This is a genomic window from Halomonas sp. AOP7-B1-5 (assembly GCF_052353045.1).
GTDB lineage: Bacteria > Pseudomonadota > Gammaproteobacteria > Pseudomonadales > Halomonadaceae > Vreelandella > Vreelandella colorata.
In genome coordinates, this window is sequence record NZ_JBQTDC010000006.1 from 22,976 (window position 1) to 39,355 (window position 16,380).

11 protein-coding genes are annotated in these 16,380 nt (G+C 56.0%); 8 read left to right on the top strand and 3 right to left on the bottom strand.

Annotation, left to right across the window (positions count from 1 at the left end; genetic code table 11):
- Window positions 1-48 precede the first annotated feature (48 nt).
- The 6 genes from hsdR (at window position 49) to ACT3XD_RS05080 (ending at window position 11,691) form a co-directional block, all read left to right on the top strand.
- Window positions 49-3,561 carry a type I restriction-modification system endonuclease gene (gene hsdR / locus ACT3XD_RS05055; RefSeq protein WP_192536803.1) on the top strand — a complete coding sequence of 1,171 codons (3,513 nt, stop codon included), beginning with the start codon at window positions 49-51 and terminating at the stop codon, window positions 3,559-3,561.
- A gap of 93 nt (window positions 3,562-3,654) precedes the next feature.
- Window positions 3,655-4,839 carry an AAA family ATPase gene (locus ACT3XD_RS05060; RefSeq protein ID WP_192536802.1) on the top strand — a complete coding sequence of 395 codons (1,185 nt, stop codon included), beginning with the start codon at window positions 3,655-3,657 and terminating at the stop codon, window positions 4,837-4,839.
- A gap of 4 nt (window positions 4,840-4,843) precedes the next feature.
- Entirely contained in the window at window positions 4,844-5,380 is a 537-nt protein-coding gene (locus tag ACT3XD_RS05065) for a hypothetical protein (protein ID WP_192536801.1), read from the top strand.
- 55 nt (window positions 5,381-5,435) lie between these two features.
- Window positions 5,436-7,010, top strand: coding sequence for a class I SAM-dependent DNA methyltransferase (locus tag ACT3XD_RS05070; protein WP_192536800.1), 1,575 nt, complete (start codon window positions 5,436-5,438; stop codon window positions 7,008-7,010).
- Entirely contained in the window at window positions 7,007-8,437 is a 1,431-nt protein-coding gene (locus ACT3XD_RS05075) for a restriction endonuclease subunit S (RefSeq protein WP_192536799.1), read from the top strand. The genes ACT3XD_RS05070 and ACT3XD_RS05075 overlap by 4 nt, the downstream gene beginning before the upstream one ends.
- Window positions 8,434-11,691: a DEAD/DEAH box helicase gene (locus ACT3XD_RS05080; protein ID WP_192536798.1), complete on the top strand. Its 3,258-nt coding sequence runs from the start codon at window positions 8,434-8,436 to the stop codon at window positions 11,689-11,691. Before ACT3XD_RS05075 ends, ACT3XD_RS05080 begins: the two co-directional genes overlap by 4 nt.
- On the opposite strand, the gene ACT3XD_RS05085 is transcribed toward ACT3XD_RS05080, so the two are convergent.
- Both ACT3XD_RS05085 and ACT3XD_RS05090 read right to left on the bottom strand, forming a co-directional pair.
- Window positions 11,679-12,533 (bottom strand): LuxR C-terminal-related transcriptional regulator, encoded by an 855-nt coding sequence (locus ACT3XD_RS05085; RefSeq protein WP_192536797.1) that lies wholly within the window; start codon window positions 12,531-12,533, stop codon window positions 11,679-11,681. The two genes, ACT3XD_RS05080 and ACT3XD_RS05085, sit on opposite strands and share 13 nt — an antisense overlap.
- A gap of 464 nt (window positions 12,534-12,997) precedes the next feature.
- Window positions 12,998-13,876 (bottom strand): YicC/YloC family endoribonuclease, encoded by an 879-nt coding sequence (locus ACT3XD_RS05090; RefSeq protein ID WP_192536796.1) that lies wholly within the window; start codon window positions 13,874-13,876, stop codon window positions 12,998-13,000.
- Window positions 13,877-13,991: 115 nt separating this feature from the next.
- On the opposite strand from ACT3XD_RS05090, the gene rph reads away from it, so the two are divergent.
- The gene (gene rph / locus ACT3XD_RS05095) at window positions 13,992-14,729 is read left to right on the top strand and encodes a ribonuclease PH (RefSeq protein WP_192536795.1); all 738 of its coding nucleotides are present in this window, start codon (window positions 13,992-13,994) and stop codon (window positions 14,727-14,729) included.
- Window positions 14,730-14,805: 76 nt separating this feature from the next.
- On the opposite strand, the gene ACT3XD_RS05100 is transcribed toward rph, so the two are convergent.
- Window positions 14,806-15,573, bottom strand: a complete 768-nt coding sequence (locus ACT3XD_RS05100) for an exodeoxyribonuclease III (protein WP_018918456.1) — start codon at window positions 15,571-15,573, stop codon at window positions 14,806-14,808.
- Between the two features lie 141 nt (window positions 15,574-15,714).
- Here ACT3XD_RS05100 and pyrE point away from each other — a divergent pair, with 141 nt between their 5' ends.
- Complete coding sequence (pyrE, locus tag ACT3XD_RS05105) at window positions 15,715-16,380, top strand: orotate phosphoribosyltransferase (protein WP_192536794.1); 666 nt, start codon at window positions 15,715-15,717, stop codon at window positions 16,378-16,380.

Genomic DNA, 16,380 nt, shown 5'->3' on the forward strand with positions numbered 1-16,380 from the left:
CTGCAGTAGCGACAAAGCCATATTACAAAAACGTGGAGAGTAAATTTAATGACATCACCCCATCCTCCCACCAATTTTGGCTTTTTAGCAGAACACGATGCACTGTTTGTCGAACTTGCCAGCGCCGCTGAGCATGCTTTTTCCAACGACCCCAACACCACCCTGATTAAGCTGCGCCAGTTCGGTGAGGCTATCGCCCAGCACATCGCCGCGCAATCGGGTGTCGAATTCGATGAACAAACCTCCCAGTTGGATCTTCTTCTTCGTCTCGACAAAACGCTACATTTTGAGCCGGTCGTGCGTGAGCTGTTTCACACCCTACGCATTGAGGGTAATAAAGCCACGCATCAGTTCAGAACGCAGCACCGGGAAGCCATGGAGGGGCTGAAGGTCGCCCGGGCTTTAGCGATCTGGTTTCACCAATCGTTCAGCCAGGCAGGCGTCCAGTTCAAGGCGGGGACTTTTATTCCCCCCGTCGACCCCAGCCGTCAGCTCCAGACGTTGCATACCGATATCGAAAAGCTCAAAGGCGAACTGCAAGAAGCCAACGTACAGCTTGAATCCAGCCAGCAGTTCAATGAATTGATCGCCCGGGAGCGCGCCGAGTATGAAGAACTGGCGCTAGCGATGGATGAAGAGTCCCGCCAGAAGGCACAGGAAGCAAAAGATCACGAGCAGGCCCTGGCGGCCCAACAGAAGGCTTACGAGCAGAAGATCCAAACATTGCAGCAGCAGTTATTGCAGCAGGATGCATCAAAGGTATCTTCGCAGCGCGTGAAGGTCGCTCAACAGACTCAGGCCGCCAGCCAGCAGATCGTGCTCAATGAAGAGTTGACCCGCATTCTAATCGATCAACAGTTAGTGGAGGCGGGTTGGGAAGCCGACACGCAGATGCTGACCTACAAAAAAGGCGTCAGACCCGAAAAAGGCATCAATCGCGCCATTGCCGAATGGCCGACCACAGGCAATGAAAAGGCTGATTATGTGCTGTTCCATGGCCTGACGCCGCTGGCAGTAGTGGAAGCCAAAAAAGAAAACATCAACGTTGCTGGCAAGATCGGGCAGGCGGAACGTTACAGCCGCGGCATAACGGTCACCTCACCGTTGACCAGCGCTTGGGAACTGGCGGGCCGGACGGTTGCCTGGGCCGATGAAGCCGAGGGGCACTACAAGATACCCTTCGTCTACTCCTGCAATGGCCGCCCCTACATTCCTCAGCAGCTAGAACAGTCAGGCACCTGGTTTCGAGATGTTCGCGAGCCTAGCCATCTAAAGCGTGCCCTACAGACGTTTCATTCGCCCGTGGGGCTTGTAGATAAACTCAAGCGCAGCCAAGCTGAGGCCGAGCAGCAGCTGGCGCAGGAACCGTTTGGCTACCTTGGGCTGCGCGACTATCAGCAAAAGGCCATCGCGGCGACGGAAAGGCGTCTCTCTCAGGGCGGACGACAGGCACTGTTGGCCATGGCCACCGGGACCGGCAAGACGCGCACGATTATCGGCCTGATGTATCGGTTCCTCAAGGCGGAGCGCTTCAAGCGGATTCTGTTTCTGGTCGACCGCACGGCACTCGGCGAGCAAGCCTTGGGGGCTTTCGATGAAGCAAGACTCGAGCAGAACCAGACGCTCTCGACCATCTACAACGTCGCCGAACTTGGCGATATGGCGGCAGAGGCCGAAACTCGCGTTCAGGTCGCCACGGTACAGGCGATGGTCAAACGCGTCTTCGCCAGTGATGCACCACCGCCGGTAGATCAGTTCGATTGCATCATCATCGACGAAGCCCACCGTGGCTACACGCTGGACCAGGAAATGACCGAAGGCGAGCTGGCGACACGTGACGCACGCCAGTATCTCTCCAGCTACCGGCGGGTGCTCGAATACTTCGATGCAGTGAAGATCGCCCTCACCGCAACGCCCGCCCGACACACCAGCGAGATCTTTGGCAAGCCGGTGTATACGTATTCTTACCGTGAGGCGGTTGCCGATGATTGGCTAATCGACCACGAGCCGCCCGTTCGCTATGAAACCCTGCTCACCCAGAAAGGCATTACCTTCGAGAAGGGTGAAACCGTTCACGTCGTTAATACACAAACCGGTGAGCTTGAAAGCGCAGAGCTGGACGATGAGCTGAACTTTGAGGTCGAGGCCTTCAACCGACGCGTCATCAACGACGACTTCAATCGGGTTATCTGCGAGCAACTGGCCAAAGAGCTGGACCCCTTCGGTGACGAGAAAACGCTGATCTTCTGCGCTTCTGATCGCCATGCTGACATGGTCAAGCGCCAGCTGGATACGGCATTCAAGGCTCTTTACGACCACGACTATTCGCAAGCCGCCGTTGAGAAGATTACCGGCAAGAGCGACAAGGCCGGGCAACTGATTCGCCAGTACAAAAACGAACGCTATCCCAACATAGCGATCACCGTCGACCTGCTGACGACCGGTATCGACGTGCCCAAAATCTGCCATCTGGTATTCATGCGCCGGGTGAAATCGCGCATTCTTTACGAGCAGATGATCGGTCGTGCTACGCGGCGCTGCGATGAGATTGGCAAAACCGTGTTTCGCATTTACGATCCCGTGGATATTTACGCCGCGCTGGCAGAAGTCAGCACCATGAAGCCGCTGGTCAAAGATCCCAACGTGACGCTTGAGCAGCTAACCCATGAGCTGACGGCCCCGGACCGGCTTGAGCAGGCGTTGAATTCGCCTGGCGAGCAGCCAGATGAGAGTCAGGCTCACGTGGTGCTCAGCCAGCTCAGTCAGAAGCTGATGCGGATACTGCGCAAAGCAGAAAACACCGCCGAGCACAAACCGGCAGTACGCCAAAAGCTCGATGAGTTGGAAGCGTTGTGGGAAGTGCCGCCCAAGTCACTGCATAAACATCTCTTGCAACTGGGGCCGGTCAAGGCCGCCGAGTTCGTCCAGCAGCATTCGGGATTACTTCATCAGTTAGCGGATGTAAAAGCGCTGATGGGCAGCGAGCGCATGCCGCTAATCTCCGAACACGAAGACGAAATTCGCGAACGTACTCAAAGCTACGGCGTGCACAAGCGCCCGGAAGATTATCTGGAGAGCTTCGAAGCCTTCATTCGCGAGAACCTTAACGACTCGGCGGCCCTGGCGACGGTAGTCAATCAACCTCGTGACCTGACTCGCGAAGAACTCAAGCAAGTGCGTTTGCTGCTGGATAACCACGGCTACTCCGAAGCCAACCTGCAAACGGCGGTGCGCAACCAAACCAATCAAAACATTGCGGCCAGTATCATCGGGCATATTCGGCGTGCCGCATTAGGCGAGGCGTTGGTCCCGTTCGAACAGCGTGTGTATATGGCCATGGAGCGTATTTATACTCAGCACGTCTGGACACCCGTGCAGAGGAAATGGTTGGAGCGCCTAGCCAAACAGCTAATACATGAAGTGATTCTCGACCGCGAGACGGTCAACCAACTCCCCGCCCTGCCCGGTGGCGCCAAACAGCTTGATAAGGTGCTTGATGACCAGTTGGATAGCGTGCTGGAAGAACTCAATGAGGCGATGTGGCCCCAGCGGCACGCGTAATCGCGACGAGTGCCATATCGATACATCAACTACTCTTGCTCCGATTGCGATAAAGAACCACAATCAACAAAATTTCGTTGGTTATCCCCGAATATGATCAAAAACCTGAGCTTCAAGAACTTCTACAGCTTTGCCGATGAGACCGTCATCGACTTTGCCCTGGGCAAGAAGCCGACGCCCTCGGGGTACGACATCGACGTGGATGGCGAGCGTTACAATAAAGCGATCGCCGTGGTCGGCGCCAATGGCTCGGGTAAAACGCAGCTGCTCAAGCCGCTGGCATTTTTGCGCTGGTTTGTCGCCAATTCCTTCTTGGGTAACGACCCCGAGCGCGACATTCCCTTCGCCGCGCATTTACTCTACGACGAGTCCCCCAGCAGCTTCGAGCTTGAGTGTATGATAGCAGGTACCGATTACCGCTATATGCTCGAACTCACCTCTAAGGAAGTGCTGTTTGAGGCGCTTTACGAAAAAACCAGCAGCCAGTACAGCTATCTTTTCAAGCGCGAGAAACGTGAGAAAGGTTATGACTTCAAGCAAAAGGGGTTCCCCTTCCCCAAGTCACAAGCGGAAAAGCTGCGCGGTAATGCCTCATTGATCAGTGCGGCGCATAGTTTTGATGTTGAGGCGGCAAAGCCTTTTATAGACTTTTTTTCCCGCATCGAGACTAATATTAATAATACTGGGCGTCAGCATTTCCAGCATGGGAAACTGCTGAAAGCTGCAGAAAAATTTCACAAGTCACCTGAATTGCTTAAACGCATGTCAACTGCCATGTGTGAATTTGATCTTGGATTAAACAGTGTCGATATTCAAAAGCTCATCATGAGTGACGACTCAGGCCAAGAGAAAGAGGTCTATATACCCCTTGGTAAGCATACTTATGAGGATGGCCGCTCCTTCGAGCTCTCTTTCTTTGAAGAGTCCAGCGGCACCCAGTCCGCCTTCGTCCTGCTCGAACCGATCCTGAAAACGCTGCATAACGGCGGCATCGCCGTGATCGACGAGATCGACAACGACCTTCACCCGCACCTGATGCCGCACCTTCTGGAGTGGTTTGAGTTCGAGCACACCAACCCCCATCAGGCGCAGTTGATCTTTACCTGCCACACGCCGGAGGTTTTGAACCTGCTACAGAAGCATCAGGTGTATCTGGTCGCGAAGCGCAACCAGCAGAGCGAGGCCTGGCGGTTGGACGACATGACGGGGCTACGCGCCGACGACAACCTCTACGCCAAATATATGGCCGGGGCCTTGGGCGCCACGCCGGAGCTGTGACCCGATGGCCAGAAAACACGCCTCTCGAAAGCGCCCCCAGCATCAGGCCAGCCAGACCACGCTCCTGGTCGTCGGTGAAGGCCCAGATGATCAAGCCTTCATCAAACACATGTACGGGCAATTGCGGGCCTCGCAAGCCATTCGCCCGAAAATCGAAAAGCAGTCCGGCGGCTCACCGGGTAATATCATCGACAACGCCGCCAGAAAGTACGCCCATCAGGACTTCGACCAGCGCTTTATCGTGCTGGATTCGGATGTAGCCATCTCGCAGCAGGAGCGCGACAAGGCCAGAAAGCAAGGGTTTCGCCTGATACTCTGGTCCCCTACCTGCCTCGAAGGGGCGCTTTTAGAGGTGCTGGGCGAGCGCGTAAACGACCACGAAACGGCCCAACAGTTGAAAGCGCGACTACACCCCCAGTTGGCGGCGCATCACACCGAGCCCGGCGCCTATGCGGTGCTGTTTTCCCGTCCGGTACTTCAGGCGGCCACCAATGCCTCTGTCATCGAGGTAGGCCGTGCGCTTACCGGGCAACTTGCTTAACATTTTTCTTATCTATTCACCCCCTGGCCATTTCGGCAGGGCGACAGGCTAATTCATGACCAACAACGACATCGTTCAAAAGCTCTGGAACCTCTGCGATGTGCTGCGCGACGACGGTATCAACTACTCGGACTACGTCACTGAGCTGGTGCTTTTGCTGTTCATCAAGATGGTTCACGAGAATACCGAGGCGGGCACGCTGGAGCGCCACCCGCTACCCGAAGGCTGCCGCTGGACGGACCTAAACAACAAATCCGGCCTTAACCTGCTGGATGACTACAAGCGCATTCTGCTGAGCCTTTCCAGCGGCCGCGATGGCAACGGTTACGTGGTGCATGCCGACCCGCTGATCAGTGCGATTTACGCCGACGCCCAGACCCGGCTGCGCGAACCGCGCCACCTGGAGCAGATGATCAAGGCGCTCGACGGCATCGACTGGTTCAGTATTCAGGAAGATGGCCTGGGCGATCTCTATGAGGGGCTTTTGGAGAAGAACGCCAACGAGACCAAATCCGGCGCCGGGCAGTACTTTACGCCGCGCGAGCTGATCGACTCGATGGTGCGCTGTATCAAGCCGCAGCCTAGAGAAATCGTGCAGGATCCAGCGGCCGGCACGGCCGGCTTTCTGATCGCCGCAGACCGCTATATTAAGAATCAGACTGATGCCCTGTTCGATCTAGAGGCCCGTGATCAGGCGTTTCAAAAGAACAAGGCCTTTACCGGCATCGAGCTGGTGCCCGGCACAAGGCGCCTGGCGCTGATGAACTGTCTGCTTCACGGTATGGAGGGCGACGACGAGGGCGTAGTGCACCTGGGCAACGCCCTGGGCCAAGCCGGGGCGGGCCTTGCCAAGGCCGACGTGATCCTCGCCAACCCGCCCTTTGGCACCAGCAAGGGCGGTGATGCCAGCATTACCCGCGATGACCTGACGTTTAAAACCAGCAACAAGCAGCTCGCTTTCTTGCAGCACATCTACCGCAACCTCAAGCCCGGCGGCCGCGCCGCGGTGGTATTGCCGGACAACGTGCTGTTCGAGGCTGGCGTAGGGGCGGAGGTGCGCCGTGACCTGATGGACAAGTGCCACCTGCACACCGTTCTGCGCCTGCCCACCGGTATCTTCTACGCCCAGGGCGTAAAGACCAACGTGCTGTTCTTCACCAAGGGAAGCGCGATAAATAAATATCAGGACACCGGCTGCACCGACAACATCTGGGTCTACGACCTGCGCACCAATATGCCGAGCTTCGGCAAGCGCACGCCGTTTGGCAAGCAGCACCTGACCCCGTTTGAGGCCGTGTATGGCGAAGACCCCAATGGCCGGAGCCCCCGCCAGGAAGGCGAGTGGTCATTCAACGCCGAAGAGATCGCCGTCGATGCTGAGGCCGCGGACGAAAACCAGGGTGTGAGCGATGACCGCCTCGCCAAATCCCGCTGGCGCTGTTTCAGCCGCGAGTGGATTCGCGATACCAAAGGCGACTCGCTGGATATCAGCTGGCTGAAGGACAAGGACAGTGTCGATGCCGCGGACCTGCCCGCACCCGAAGTGCTGGCCGGGGAGGCGATGAGTGAGCTGACAGCAGCTATTGGTGAGTTAGAAGCTCTGATCTCAGCCTTGGAGAATGAGGCATGACGGAGCCAAACAACATACCAATAGGCTGGGCACACTGCTCACTAGCCGATATCGTTACGCTGAATCCAAAGAATGAAGCAAACGCCGAGCAAGTGGCTGGATTCGTTCCCATGGCTTTGGCTCCTACTAGTTACCACGGTACTTTGAATTTTGAAGAAAAACTGTGGGGTGAAATTAAAAAGTCCTATACCAACTTTGCAAATGGGGATGTCATATTCGCCAAAGTGACCCCTTGTTTCGAGAACGGCAAAGCTTCTGTTGTTAGTGGTTTGCCTAATGGTATTGGAGCAGGCAGTTCAGAGTTTTATGTTCTCAGGCCTGTTAGTAAAAACATTTCATCAACACTGATTTTTGCGATCATTAAAAGTCAGCCTTTTATGCAGCAGGGCGCGCAGAACATGACCGGCGCTGTAGGCCTGCGCCGAGTTCCACGTGCTTATGTTGAAGCCTTTCCAATTGCGCTACCTCCTACTGCCGAACAAAAGGTCATCGCCGATAAGCTCGACACCCTGCTGGCGCAGGTGGACAACACCCAAACCCGCCTCGAGCGCATTCCCGAGATTCTCAAACGCTTTCGCCAATCCGTGCTGGCAGCGGCGGTGAGTGGGCGGTTGACGGAGGAGTGGAGAGGCTCAATCGAGAATCAATGCTTTGAATCTTTTGAAATACCAAAAAGCTGGACCGCCACTACTATTGGTGATGTTGCAGATGTGAAGGGCGGGAAACGTATCCCGAAAGGAGAAGAGCTTGTCTATGAGAACACCGGCTTTCCGTATATACGTGCTGGTCAACTTAAGGACGGTACCGTTATCAGTGGTGAGAATGGCAGAAATATCCAACTCTACATCACGGAATCTGTACAAAAGACGATAAGTCGGTACACAGTGAATCCTGGGGACGCTTACATCACAATTGTTGGTGCATCAATTGGTGACGCCGGTATTATTCCAGGCAGCCATGATGGTGCAAACCTCACCGAAAATGCCGCAAAAATAACGAATTTCAAAATTGATCTGAGTCCTAAATACTTAAGCGCGTGGTTAAGAAGCGAGTATCTTCAGCAATTAATTCGGCTAGAAACAAAATCCGCAGCCCAGGGCAAACTTGCATTGAGCCGTATTAAAACATTGCCATTTCCTCACCCCACAATAACAGAACAAACCGAAATCGTCCGCCGGGTCGATCAACTCTTCGCCTACGCCGACACCATCGAGCGCCAGGTCAATAGCGCCCTGGAACGCGTCAACCAGCTCACCCAGTCCATCCTCGCCAAAGCGTTTCGCGGCGAGCTGACTACACAGTGGCGGGAAGACAATCCGGAGCTGATCAGCGGTGAGAACAGCGCCGAGGCGCTGCTCGAGCGCATCAAAGCCGAGCGGGCAGCGAAAGCGCCTGTAAAACGCACAAGGAAGAAGGCGACGGCATGATCTCCTCCGTTTCATCAACGGCCGCCCAGGCCGAGCGCATTCTGTCGTTTTGGCACAAGGTCGAGTTTTTCGAATCTGCCGAGCTCAAGGATATCGATCACGGCAAGGGCGCCATTCACTACCGCAGTGGCGAGCTGCTGGAAACGCCGAACGGCCTGCCGTGGTTGAACCCAGAACGGGTTCGATGCGCCGGGAAAGACTATCGGCCTGAGAAAACCTACCGTTTCAAGCTCTACCTAGGCTTGTTCGCACGCAGTGAAATTTTCCGTGTCGCACGTGACGCGTATCCGGAAAAGACCGAGGCCTGGGTGGAGCGCAGCCGCGATGAGGGGCTGACCTGCTCGATGACAGTAGAGGTTGATGAAAACGGGGTCGTGGATCGCGGGAGTTTTGCCATTTCCACAGCGCCGTGGATGCTGGGTGCATTGCAGCAGGGGACGCTAGATGACGTCACGAGCAAGGCATTCAAGGAAGCAACGGACGTATTTCAGCAACGACTGGACACCATCCTGACGGTTGCAGATAACCTCAAGCGCGAACATGGGCTGCCACTCAGGCTTACGACCTTTGAGCTGATCGAAATGCTCAAGGCAATGCAGAGCTGGACAGCATTTTCTCCTCAGGACGAGGCGCCAGCACTGGTCGTCCAGCTGCTTAGGGGCAAGCCAGGCGCTAACGTTGAATCGGCAGCGGGCGCAGCGGGCAACCCTTATAGCGCGCAGGAGTGGTCAGCGGTGGGCGCGCTTCCCCCTCGCTTGGAATCCACGCATCAAGGCGCATCCGCAAGCCAGAAGACCGCTGCGCCATCAGACGAAGAGCCGCCTTCGATCAACGAGATTGCTATTCTCAACAGCTTCTTCATTCGCGACCTGGAAACGGTTATTGAGCAAGCCAAAACGAAAGGGTTGGCACCCGGCTCGCCGCTGGCGCGATATCTTCAGGGTGAGTGCGACCGCCACCCTGACCTGCTGAAGCCCGAAGGCCGCTCGCTGCTGATGCGCAACCTGGCGTTAAACCGCATGCCAGCGGGGCGCTGGCCAGGCGAAGATGAGCAATCGATGAGTCTGATGCAACAGTTTGCAATCAATACGCTTGATGAGACGCTGACGGAAACCGGGCTCTACTCAGTCAACGGCCCGCCCGGCACCGGCAAGACGACGATGCTGCGTGACCTGGTAGCGCGCAACGTGGTCAAGCGTGCCAAGGTGTTGGCTTCACTACCCTCACCTGGTGCGGCATTCGGCGAAGATGTGTACGCCAATATCGATGACCAGTTGAAACCCATCAAGACTCTTATTCCTGAGCTAACGGGGTTCGAGATGGTGGTCGCTTCCAGCAACAACGCAGCGGTCGAGAACGTTACACGGGAACTGCCGCAATCCAAGGCGTTGGGCGCGGCGTACCATGACCTTGCCTATCTGAAGCCGGTGGGTCAGAAGCTTGCGGCTCAACATGACAAGCGGGACGACGGAAAACTGCACGTCGATGCGCTTACGCCGGGTAAGGAGTGCTGGGGGCTGATTGCCACATCGCTGGGTAAGAAAGGCAACCGCACTACGTTTGGCGAACGGGCCTTCTTTAAGCCCATCAGCCAGTGCGAAGCACATGACGATGCCGAGCATTACTCAACGCTGGTTCCCGCACTCAAGACATTGGCGGAAGGCCGCGATGCGAAGCGGGACTTCCACTCGGCGCAGCGGGCTTTCAAGGAAGCCGAACGTCAGGTCGAAACGATTCAAAAGGAACTCAAGCGACTGCAGGATCTTCAACGCCTGGAAACCCAAACTGATGCAGTACGGCGCAAGGCTGAAGCCCATCAGGGGTTTGCTGCGCGTATCGCACTCTGGAAAAGCCAACGGCAGGCAACAAAAGTGCCTTTCTGGCCATTGGGGGCATACTTTAAGAACCGGGCGGTACTTCAGCAGATAAAACAGAGAGAACAGCGCGCCACCCAGCAGGCCGAAGTAAGCCAGCAACGCCTTGCCTCGATAGAGCGACGGCTGGAAACGGAGCGCTACGAATGCGCGCCGCTGAAGGAAAATTACGCTGATGTTCTGCTGCCCGACGAGGCACTGGACTTGGAAATGCCGGAGGTGCAGCGCACTTCCTTTGGCCATTGCCAAGCGCTGAACCAGGCCCGGGGACAGCTGACGGCACGCGCTTTCGAGCTGCATCAAGCGTGGCTTGTCGCTGCTTATACCGATAAGAACAATAAGCTTTGGCCAACGGTAGGCTCCCTGATGCCAGTGCTGAATGGCGGAGTGGATGATCGTGATGCCGCGAAGGCTCTCTGGCAGATGCTGTTCATGATCGTGCCGGTAGTGTCATCGACATTCGCATCGGTATCCAACCAGTTCCAGGCGCTGAATGAAGGCGAAATTGGCTGGCTGTTCGTGGACGAAGCGGGCCAGGCATCGCCGCAACAGGCCGTTGGGGCGCTCTGGCGTGCCAAACGCGCCGTGGTGGTGGGCGATCCGCTGCAGATCGAGCCGGTATTCACCGTACCTGCCGGCTTGGTCGAGGCCATGGCTAAAGGCGAGTTCGACCGCGACTGGTATAAATGGTCGCCTACCGTGTCATCCGTTCAGGTCGTCGCGGATCGCGCCAACCCTTACGGTACGAACGAGATATCCGATGAATTCTGGGTGGGTAGCCCGCTACGCGTTCACCGCCGCTGCGATGAACCGATGTTCAGCATTGCCAATCGCATTGCCTACAACGACAAAATGCTTCATGGGAATGAAAAATTATCGCCAGGCCCAGGCGATAGCCGCTGGTTCGACGTAGAAGGCAACGTTCAGGGCAAGCACTTTGTCCGCTCGCAGGCAGAGCAGGTGGTTCGCATGCTCAAACCGCATATCGCAAAAACCGGCAAACCGCCGAGCGTCTATGTGATTTCCCCCTTCAAGGCAGTGGCTAATGGTATCAGGCAGCACCTAGAAAAAGAGCTGCCCGCCGATGTTTTCGGCGGACGCGACAAACGGGGCGCTTGGCTGCGTGAACGGGTCGGGACGGTCCATACCTTCCAAGGCAAGGAAGAGGACAGCGTCATTTTTGTACTGGGCCTTTCAAAAGAGTCACCCGGCGCCGCCGAGTGGGCCTCCAGCAAGCCGAACCTCCTTAACGTTGCCCTGACACGGGCAAAAAAGCGCGTTTACGTAGTAGGCAGTACCGATATTTGGGCAGGCAAGAAGTACTTTTCCGATGCCAGAGAGCAGCTGCCTTCTCATGCCACTTCACGTCAGTCTAGATAAAGCCGCCCAACCAGCTCGGTGCGGTTGGTGGCGTTGAACTTGCGGTACAGGTTGTCGAGGTGAGTCTTGACCGTAGAGGGCGCGATGCCAAGCTCGCGAGCCATGGCCTTGTTGCTGAGCCCTTGACGCAACAGCGGCAGCAGCTGCGCCTCGCGCTCGGTTAACGCCACTTGAGCGTGCTCGGAAAGCGCCAGAGCGGGTTCAAAGGCGCTGGTCGAAACAGCCAGCTGGAGCATTTCCTGAAGCGACTGTAGCGTATCAAACTCCTGCGGGGTAAATCGTCCGTAGCGTGACTTGCGCAGCAGCGACATACCTATGACCGGGCGGCTCTGGATGTAAAACAGCACTTCGGTCACGTCCACAACGTCATGCTGACTCAGAAACGTCTGATAGCCCTCGTTGTGTTGTTTCGATTGCAGCGCCTGGGCGTCGCGCAGGGAAACAACCCCTCCTCCGATACGCTGGCAGTAACCGGGCTGGAGCGGGTCGGTCAGCGTGAACATCAAAATGGAGCGGGGCAAACCCTTCTCCTTGTTGGCGATGTTGGAGCCGTACCACTTCACCCCAGAGGTGCAGAAGCTGCCGCCCAGATAGGCCGGCATCGCCATCATGCGTCGATCCGCAGTGGGCTTTGGCATGGTGGGAAAGGGCGACTCTTCTGGGAACATGATCATCGCGCCGTGCGAGTCATTATTAGGCCCGGCCATGCGATAATCGCCAATGTGAAGCAGATGGAAGACCTCTTCCATGGTATCCACACAGGCGGCCATATCGGTGACGCCAGCGCGGATCATGTCCTGCTCGGAAAGATAGATAAAATCGATCTTGGTGTTGTTGTCCATTACGCGTCCCTCGGCGATGTCTTATGCGAATGCAGCAGCACTCATAGTGCTTATCGTCGAGTGAGGGCGTTAGCACATATCGGCAACTTGGTAGCGACTATCGACCAATGGCTAAAAGCTCGAATGACGTTCTTGGGTAGGGAGAATCAGTCAGACCGGTTTTTATTTTTTATAATCAATCGGTTGCTTTTTATTAAGAGAAAGGGCCACGTTGAGGAAAAAATGACAAATATAAGCCTTCATTATGAATAGCGTGTGACCATCACAGAGACTTGAGCACACTTCTTCGGATCACGCTGGCATCAAAGCCCCGTCCGCTAGCGGGTTAGAGCCAGCGCGGCTGCCAGAGATCGTCTATCAAGCAACACAGTATGGTCCGAATGAACACACGAGCGCTGTCGATACCTGGACGACAATCGACGCTACCTCGCTAGTACTCCACTGTGTCGCTCGGCTCATATCATTTACTCAATATTCTGAATCTGCTCGCGCATCTGCTCGATCAACACCTTCAACTCCACCGCACAGCGCGTCGTCTCAGCTACCACAGACTTGGACGAGAGCGTGTTGGCTTCGCGGTTAAGTTCCTGCATTAGGAAATCCAGGCGGCGGCCTTTGGGGCCTTTTTCAGCGAGCTGACGGCTGACTTCACCTACGTGGGTGGTTAGGCGGTCGAGCTCTTCATCTACATCGGCCTTTTGCGCGACTAGTACGAGCTCGGCTTCCAGGCGCTGGGGGTCGAGTTCGGTTTTGGCGATTTCCAGGCGTTCCAGCAGTTGGGCGCGCTGGCGTTCCAGAATCTGCGGCAGCAGGCTTTTAACCGTAGCGACCTGCTCATTTACCGCCATTAGCCGAGTGGCGATCATCTCGGCGAGTTTTTCGCCTTCCCGAGCGCGGGCGTCGATTAACTCATCCAGCGCTTGATCAAACAGCGCCTTGGCAACCGTTTTAATAGCGTCCTGGTCCAGATGCTGGGTTTCCATTACGCCCGGCTGATTTAGCAGTTCAAGCGCCGTCGGCGCCAGGGCGCTGGGCACCTGCTGCTGCACGGCATTGAGTGCCTCAACGATAGCGGCTAAGCGAGTGGAATTAACCGCCGGAGCCTGCACGGTTTCAGCGCTTTCAAAGCGTACGCTGCACTCTACTTTGCCTCGCGCCAGGCGGGTACGCAGAGTTTCGCGCAGCACAGGTTCTAGATCACGCAGGCTCTCGTGGAGGCGAAAGTGGGGCTCCAGATAGCGCTGGTTAACGGAGCGAATTTCGACTTGCAGCGTGCCCCAAGGGGCGGCCTCCTCGGTGCGGGCAAATGCGGTCATGCTGTGTACGCGGCTTGAAGTGGCCATGGGTTCATCCTGTTAATAACGCATTTATCTCAGTCTACCCGATAAGCGCGGGTTTGAACGTTAAGACGTGTACAATGGCGGCCTTTTCTTAACAACGCGCTTATTGTGAGGTGCTATGCGTCCTGATGTTGTTCGCCCCAGTGGCCGCGAAGCCAACCAGCTCCGTGAAATTCGCTTGACCCGCGATTACACCCGCCATGCAGAGGGTTCCGTGCTGGTCGAGTTTGGTGATACCAAGGTGCTGTGTAATGCCAGCGTCGAAGCGGGCGTGCCGCGCTGGCTGCGTGGCAAGAACCAGGGCTGGATCACTGCCGAGTACGGCATGCTGCCCCGCGCGACTCACTCACGCAGCGGCCGTGAAGCCACCCGTGGTAAACAGGGCGGGCGTACGCTGGAAATTCAGCGTTTGATTGGTCGTAGCCTGCGGGCAGCAGTCGACCTGAAGAAGCTGGGCGAGTTCACCATCACTGTGGATTGCGATGTGATCCAGGCCGATGGCGGCACGCGCACCGCGTCGATTACCGGCGGCTGTGTGGCGTTGATGGATGCGATTCGCTATCTGCAGCGTGAGAAGAAGATCAAGAGCGACCCTTTCAAGCAGTTGGTCAGCGCGGTTTCGGTGGGTATCTATAAAGGCGTGCCGGTGCTGGATCTGGACTACCCGGAAGACAGCAAGGCCGATACCGACCTGAACGTGGTGATGACCGAAAACGGTGAGCTGATCGAGGTGCAGGGTACGGCTGAGGCGGGCGCGTTTAGCCGTGTCGAGCTTAACGCCATGCTGGATCTTGCCGAAAAGGCAGGCTCTGAGCTACTTGAGCATCAGCGCGAAGCGCTGGGCATTCGCGGCTAGAGAAGTGTAAATATCGTTAACTCAATGAGCCGACCTCTGGGTCGGCTCATTGATAACGACGACGCGGGAAAGATGCTTAAAGGGCGAGATCGTACTCGACAATTAGCGGGGCGTACTCGGAGAAAGTCGCCTCTTTATCGATCCATGCGTCGACCACGTGACGACGGAAGTTGGGGCCGACTAACTGATAGTCGATCCGCCAGCCTTCCTGACGGCTACGCGGTACATCTTGGTCGAGCTTCGGCCACCAGGTGTACTCACCTGCATCGCGATTGATTTCGCGGAAGGTGTCGATAAACCCTGTTGGGCCGAGCACCTGATCCATCCAGGCGCGTTCTTCCGGGCGAAAACCAGACGTCAGCTGGTTATCAGACCAGTTGGCCAGATCAACCGTTTTATGGGCAATGTTCCAGGTACCGCAGATGATGTACTCGCGCCGTTTGCGCGACATCTTCGTCAGGTATTCCTGGTACTGATCCATAAACGCCTGTTTGGCTTTCTGATCGCTTCCGTCAGGCATGAGGAAGGTAGCGATACTGAAGCGGTCATAATCCGCCTGCAGAAAGCGCCCTTCGTGATCACACTGTGGAAAGCCCAGACCATACATGATCGCCTTGGGAATTTTACGGCAGTAAAGCCCAACACCGGAAAAACCATCCTCTTCCGCATCCAGGAAATAGCCTTCATAGCCTTCCGGATAAAGAATATGATCATCCAATTCAAAACTTTTTGCCTTGATGTTCTGCACGCAAACCACATCGGCATCCTGCTGAGCCAGCCAGTCCAGGAAGCCACGGTCGACGGCATCACGTATACCATTAACATTGATGCTGGCAATTTTCATAAATCGTCCCTTTTGCGTCGCTGCTGTATGATACCCGACGTTTAGACGTTTGGGTAAATAGACAAACCAATTCTTGCTATTTACCTGTGTTTTATTGTTGCCTTCGTGCCGACTTACCCCTACTGCCTTATGAGGAACGCCGTGGCTACCACTTTACAAACCTACCAGCGCGAATTCATTGCTTTTGCCATTGAGCAGGGCGTTCTTAAGTTTGGTGAATTTACGCTGAAATCAGGACGAGTGAGTCCTTACTTTTTCAACGCAGGCTTATTCCAGACAGGCCGTGCGCTTGCCAAGCTAGGCCGTTTTTATGCCCAGGCCATTGTGGACAGCGGTTTGCAAGCCGACGTGCTGTTTGGCCCTGCCTACAAAGGCATTCCGTTGGCGGCGGTCACCGCGGCAGCGCTTGCCGACCACCACGATCTGGATATGCCCTACGCCTTCAATCGCAAGGAAGCCAAAACCCACGGCGAAGGCGGCAATATCGTAGGTGCGCCGCTTGCCGGCGATATTTTGATCATTGACGATGTAATTACCGCAGGCACTGCGATCCGCGAGGTCATGGGTCTGATTGAGCAAAGTGGCGCCCGCGCCGGCGGTGTAATGATTGCCCTTGATCGCCAGGAACGTGGTCAGGGCGAACAGAGCGCTATTCAGGAAGTTCAGGCCGAGTACGGCATGCCGGTGGTGAGCATTGTAACCCTTGAGCAAGTGCTCACTTACCTTGAAGAGCATGCCGGTGGCGAAATGCTCGCCTATGCGGAAGCCGTGCGCGCCTACCGCGACCGTTACGGCATTTCTGCCTAG

Coding starts and splice junctions, on each gene's coding strand:
- ACT3XD_RS05100 (WP_018918456.1), bottom strand. CDS start 15,573: ATGAAAATTGCCAGCATCAATGTTAATGGTATACGTGATGCCGTCGAC.
- ACT3XD_RS05085 (WP_192536797.1), bottom strand. CDS start 12,533: ATGGACAACAACACCAAGATCGATTTTATCTATCTTTCCGAGCAGGAC.
- ACT3XD_RS05080 (WP_192536798.1), top strand. CDS start 8,434: ATGATCTCCTCCGTTTCATCAACGGCCGCCCAGGCCGAGCGCATTCTG.
- hsdR (WP_192536803.1), top strand. CDS start 49: ATGACATCACCCCATCCTCCCACCAATTTTGGCTTTTTAGCAGAACAC.
- ACT3XD_RS05060 (WP_192536802.1), top strand. CDS start 3,655: ATGATCAAAAACCTGAGCTTCAAGAACTTCTACAGCTTTGCCGATGAG.
- rph (WP_192536795.1), top strand. CDS start 13,992: ATGCGTCCTGATGTTGTTCGCCCCAGTGGCCGCGAAGCCAACCAGCTC.
- ACT3XD_RS05075 (WP_192536799.1), top strand. CDS start 7,007: ATGACGGAGCCAAACAACATACCAATAGGCTGGGCACACTGCTCACTA.
- ACT3XD_RS05065 (WP_192536801.1), top strand. CDS start 4,844: ATGGCCAGAAAACACGCCTCTCGAAAGCGCCCCCAGCATCAGGCCAGC.
- ACT3XD_RS05090 (WP_192536796.1), bottom strand. CDS start 13,876: ATGGCCACTTCAAGCCGCGTACACAGCATGACCGCATTTGCCCGCACC.
- ACT3XD_RS05070 (WP_192536800.1), top strand. CDS start 5,436: ATGACCAACAACGACATCGTTCAAAAGCTCTGGAACCTCTGCGATGTG.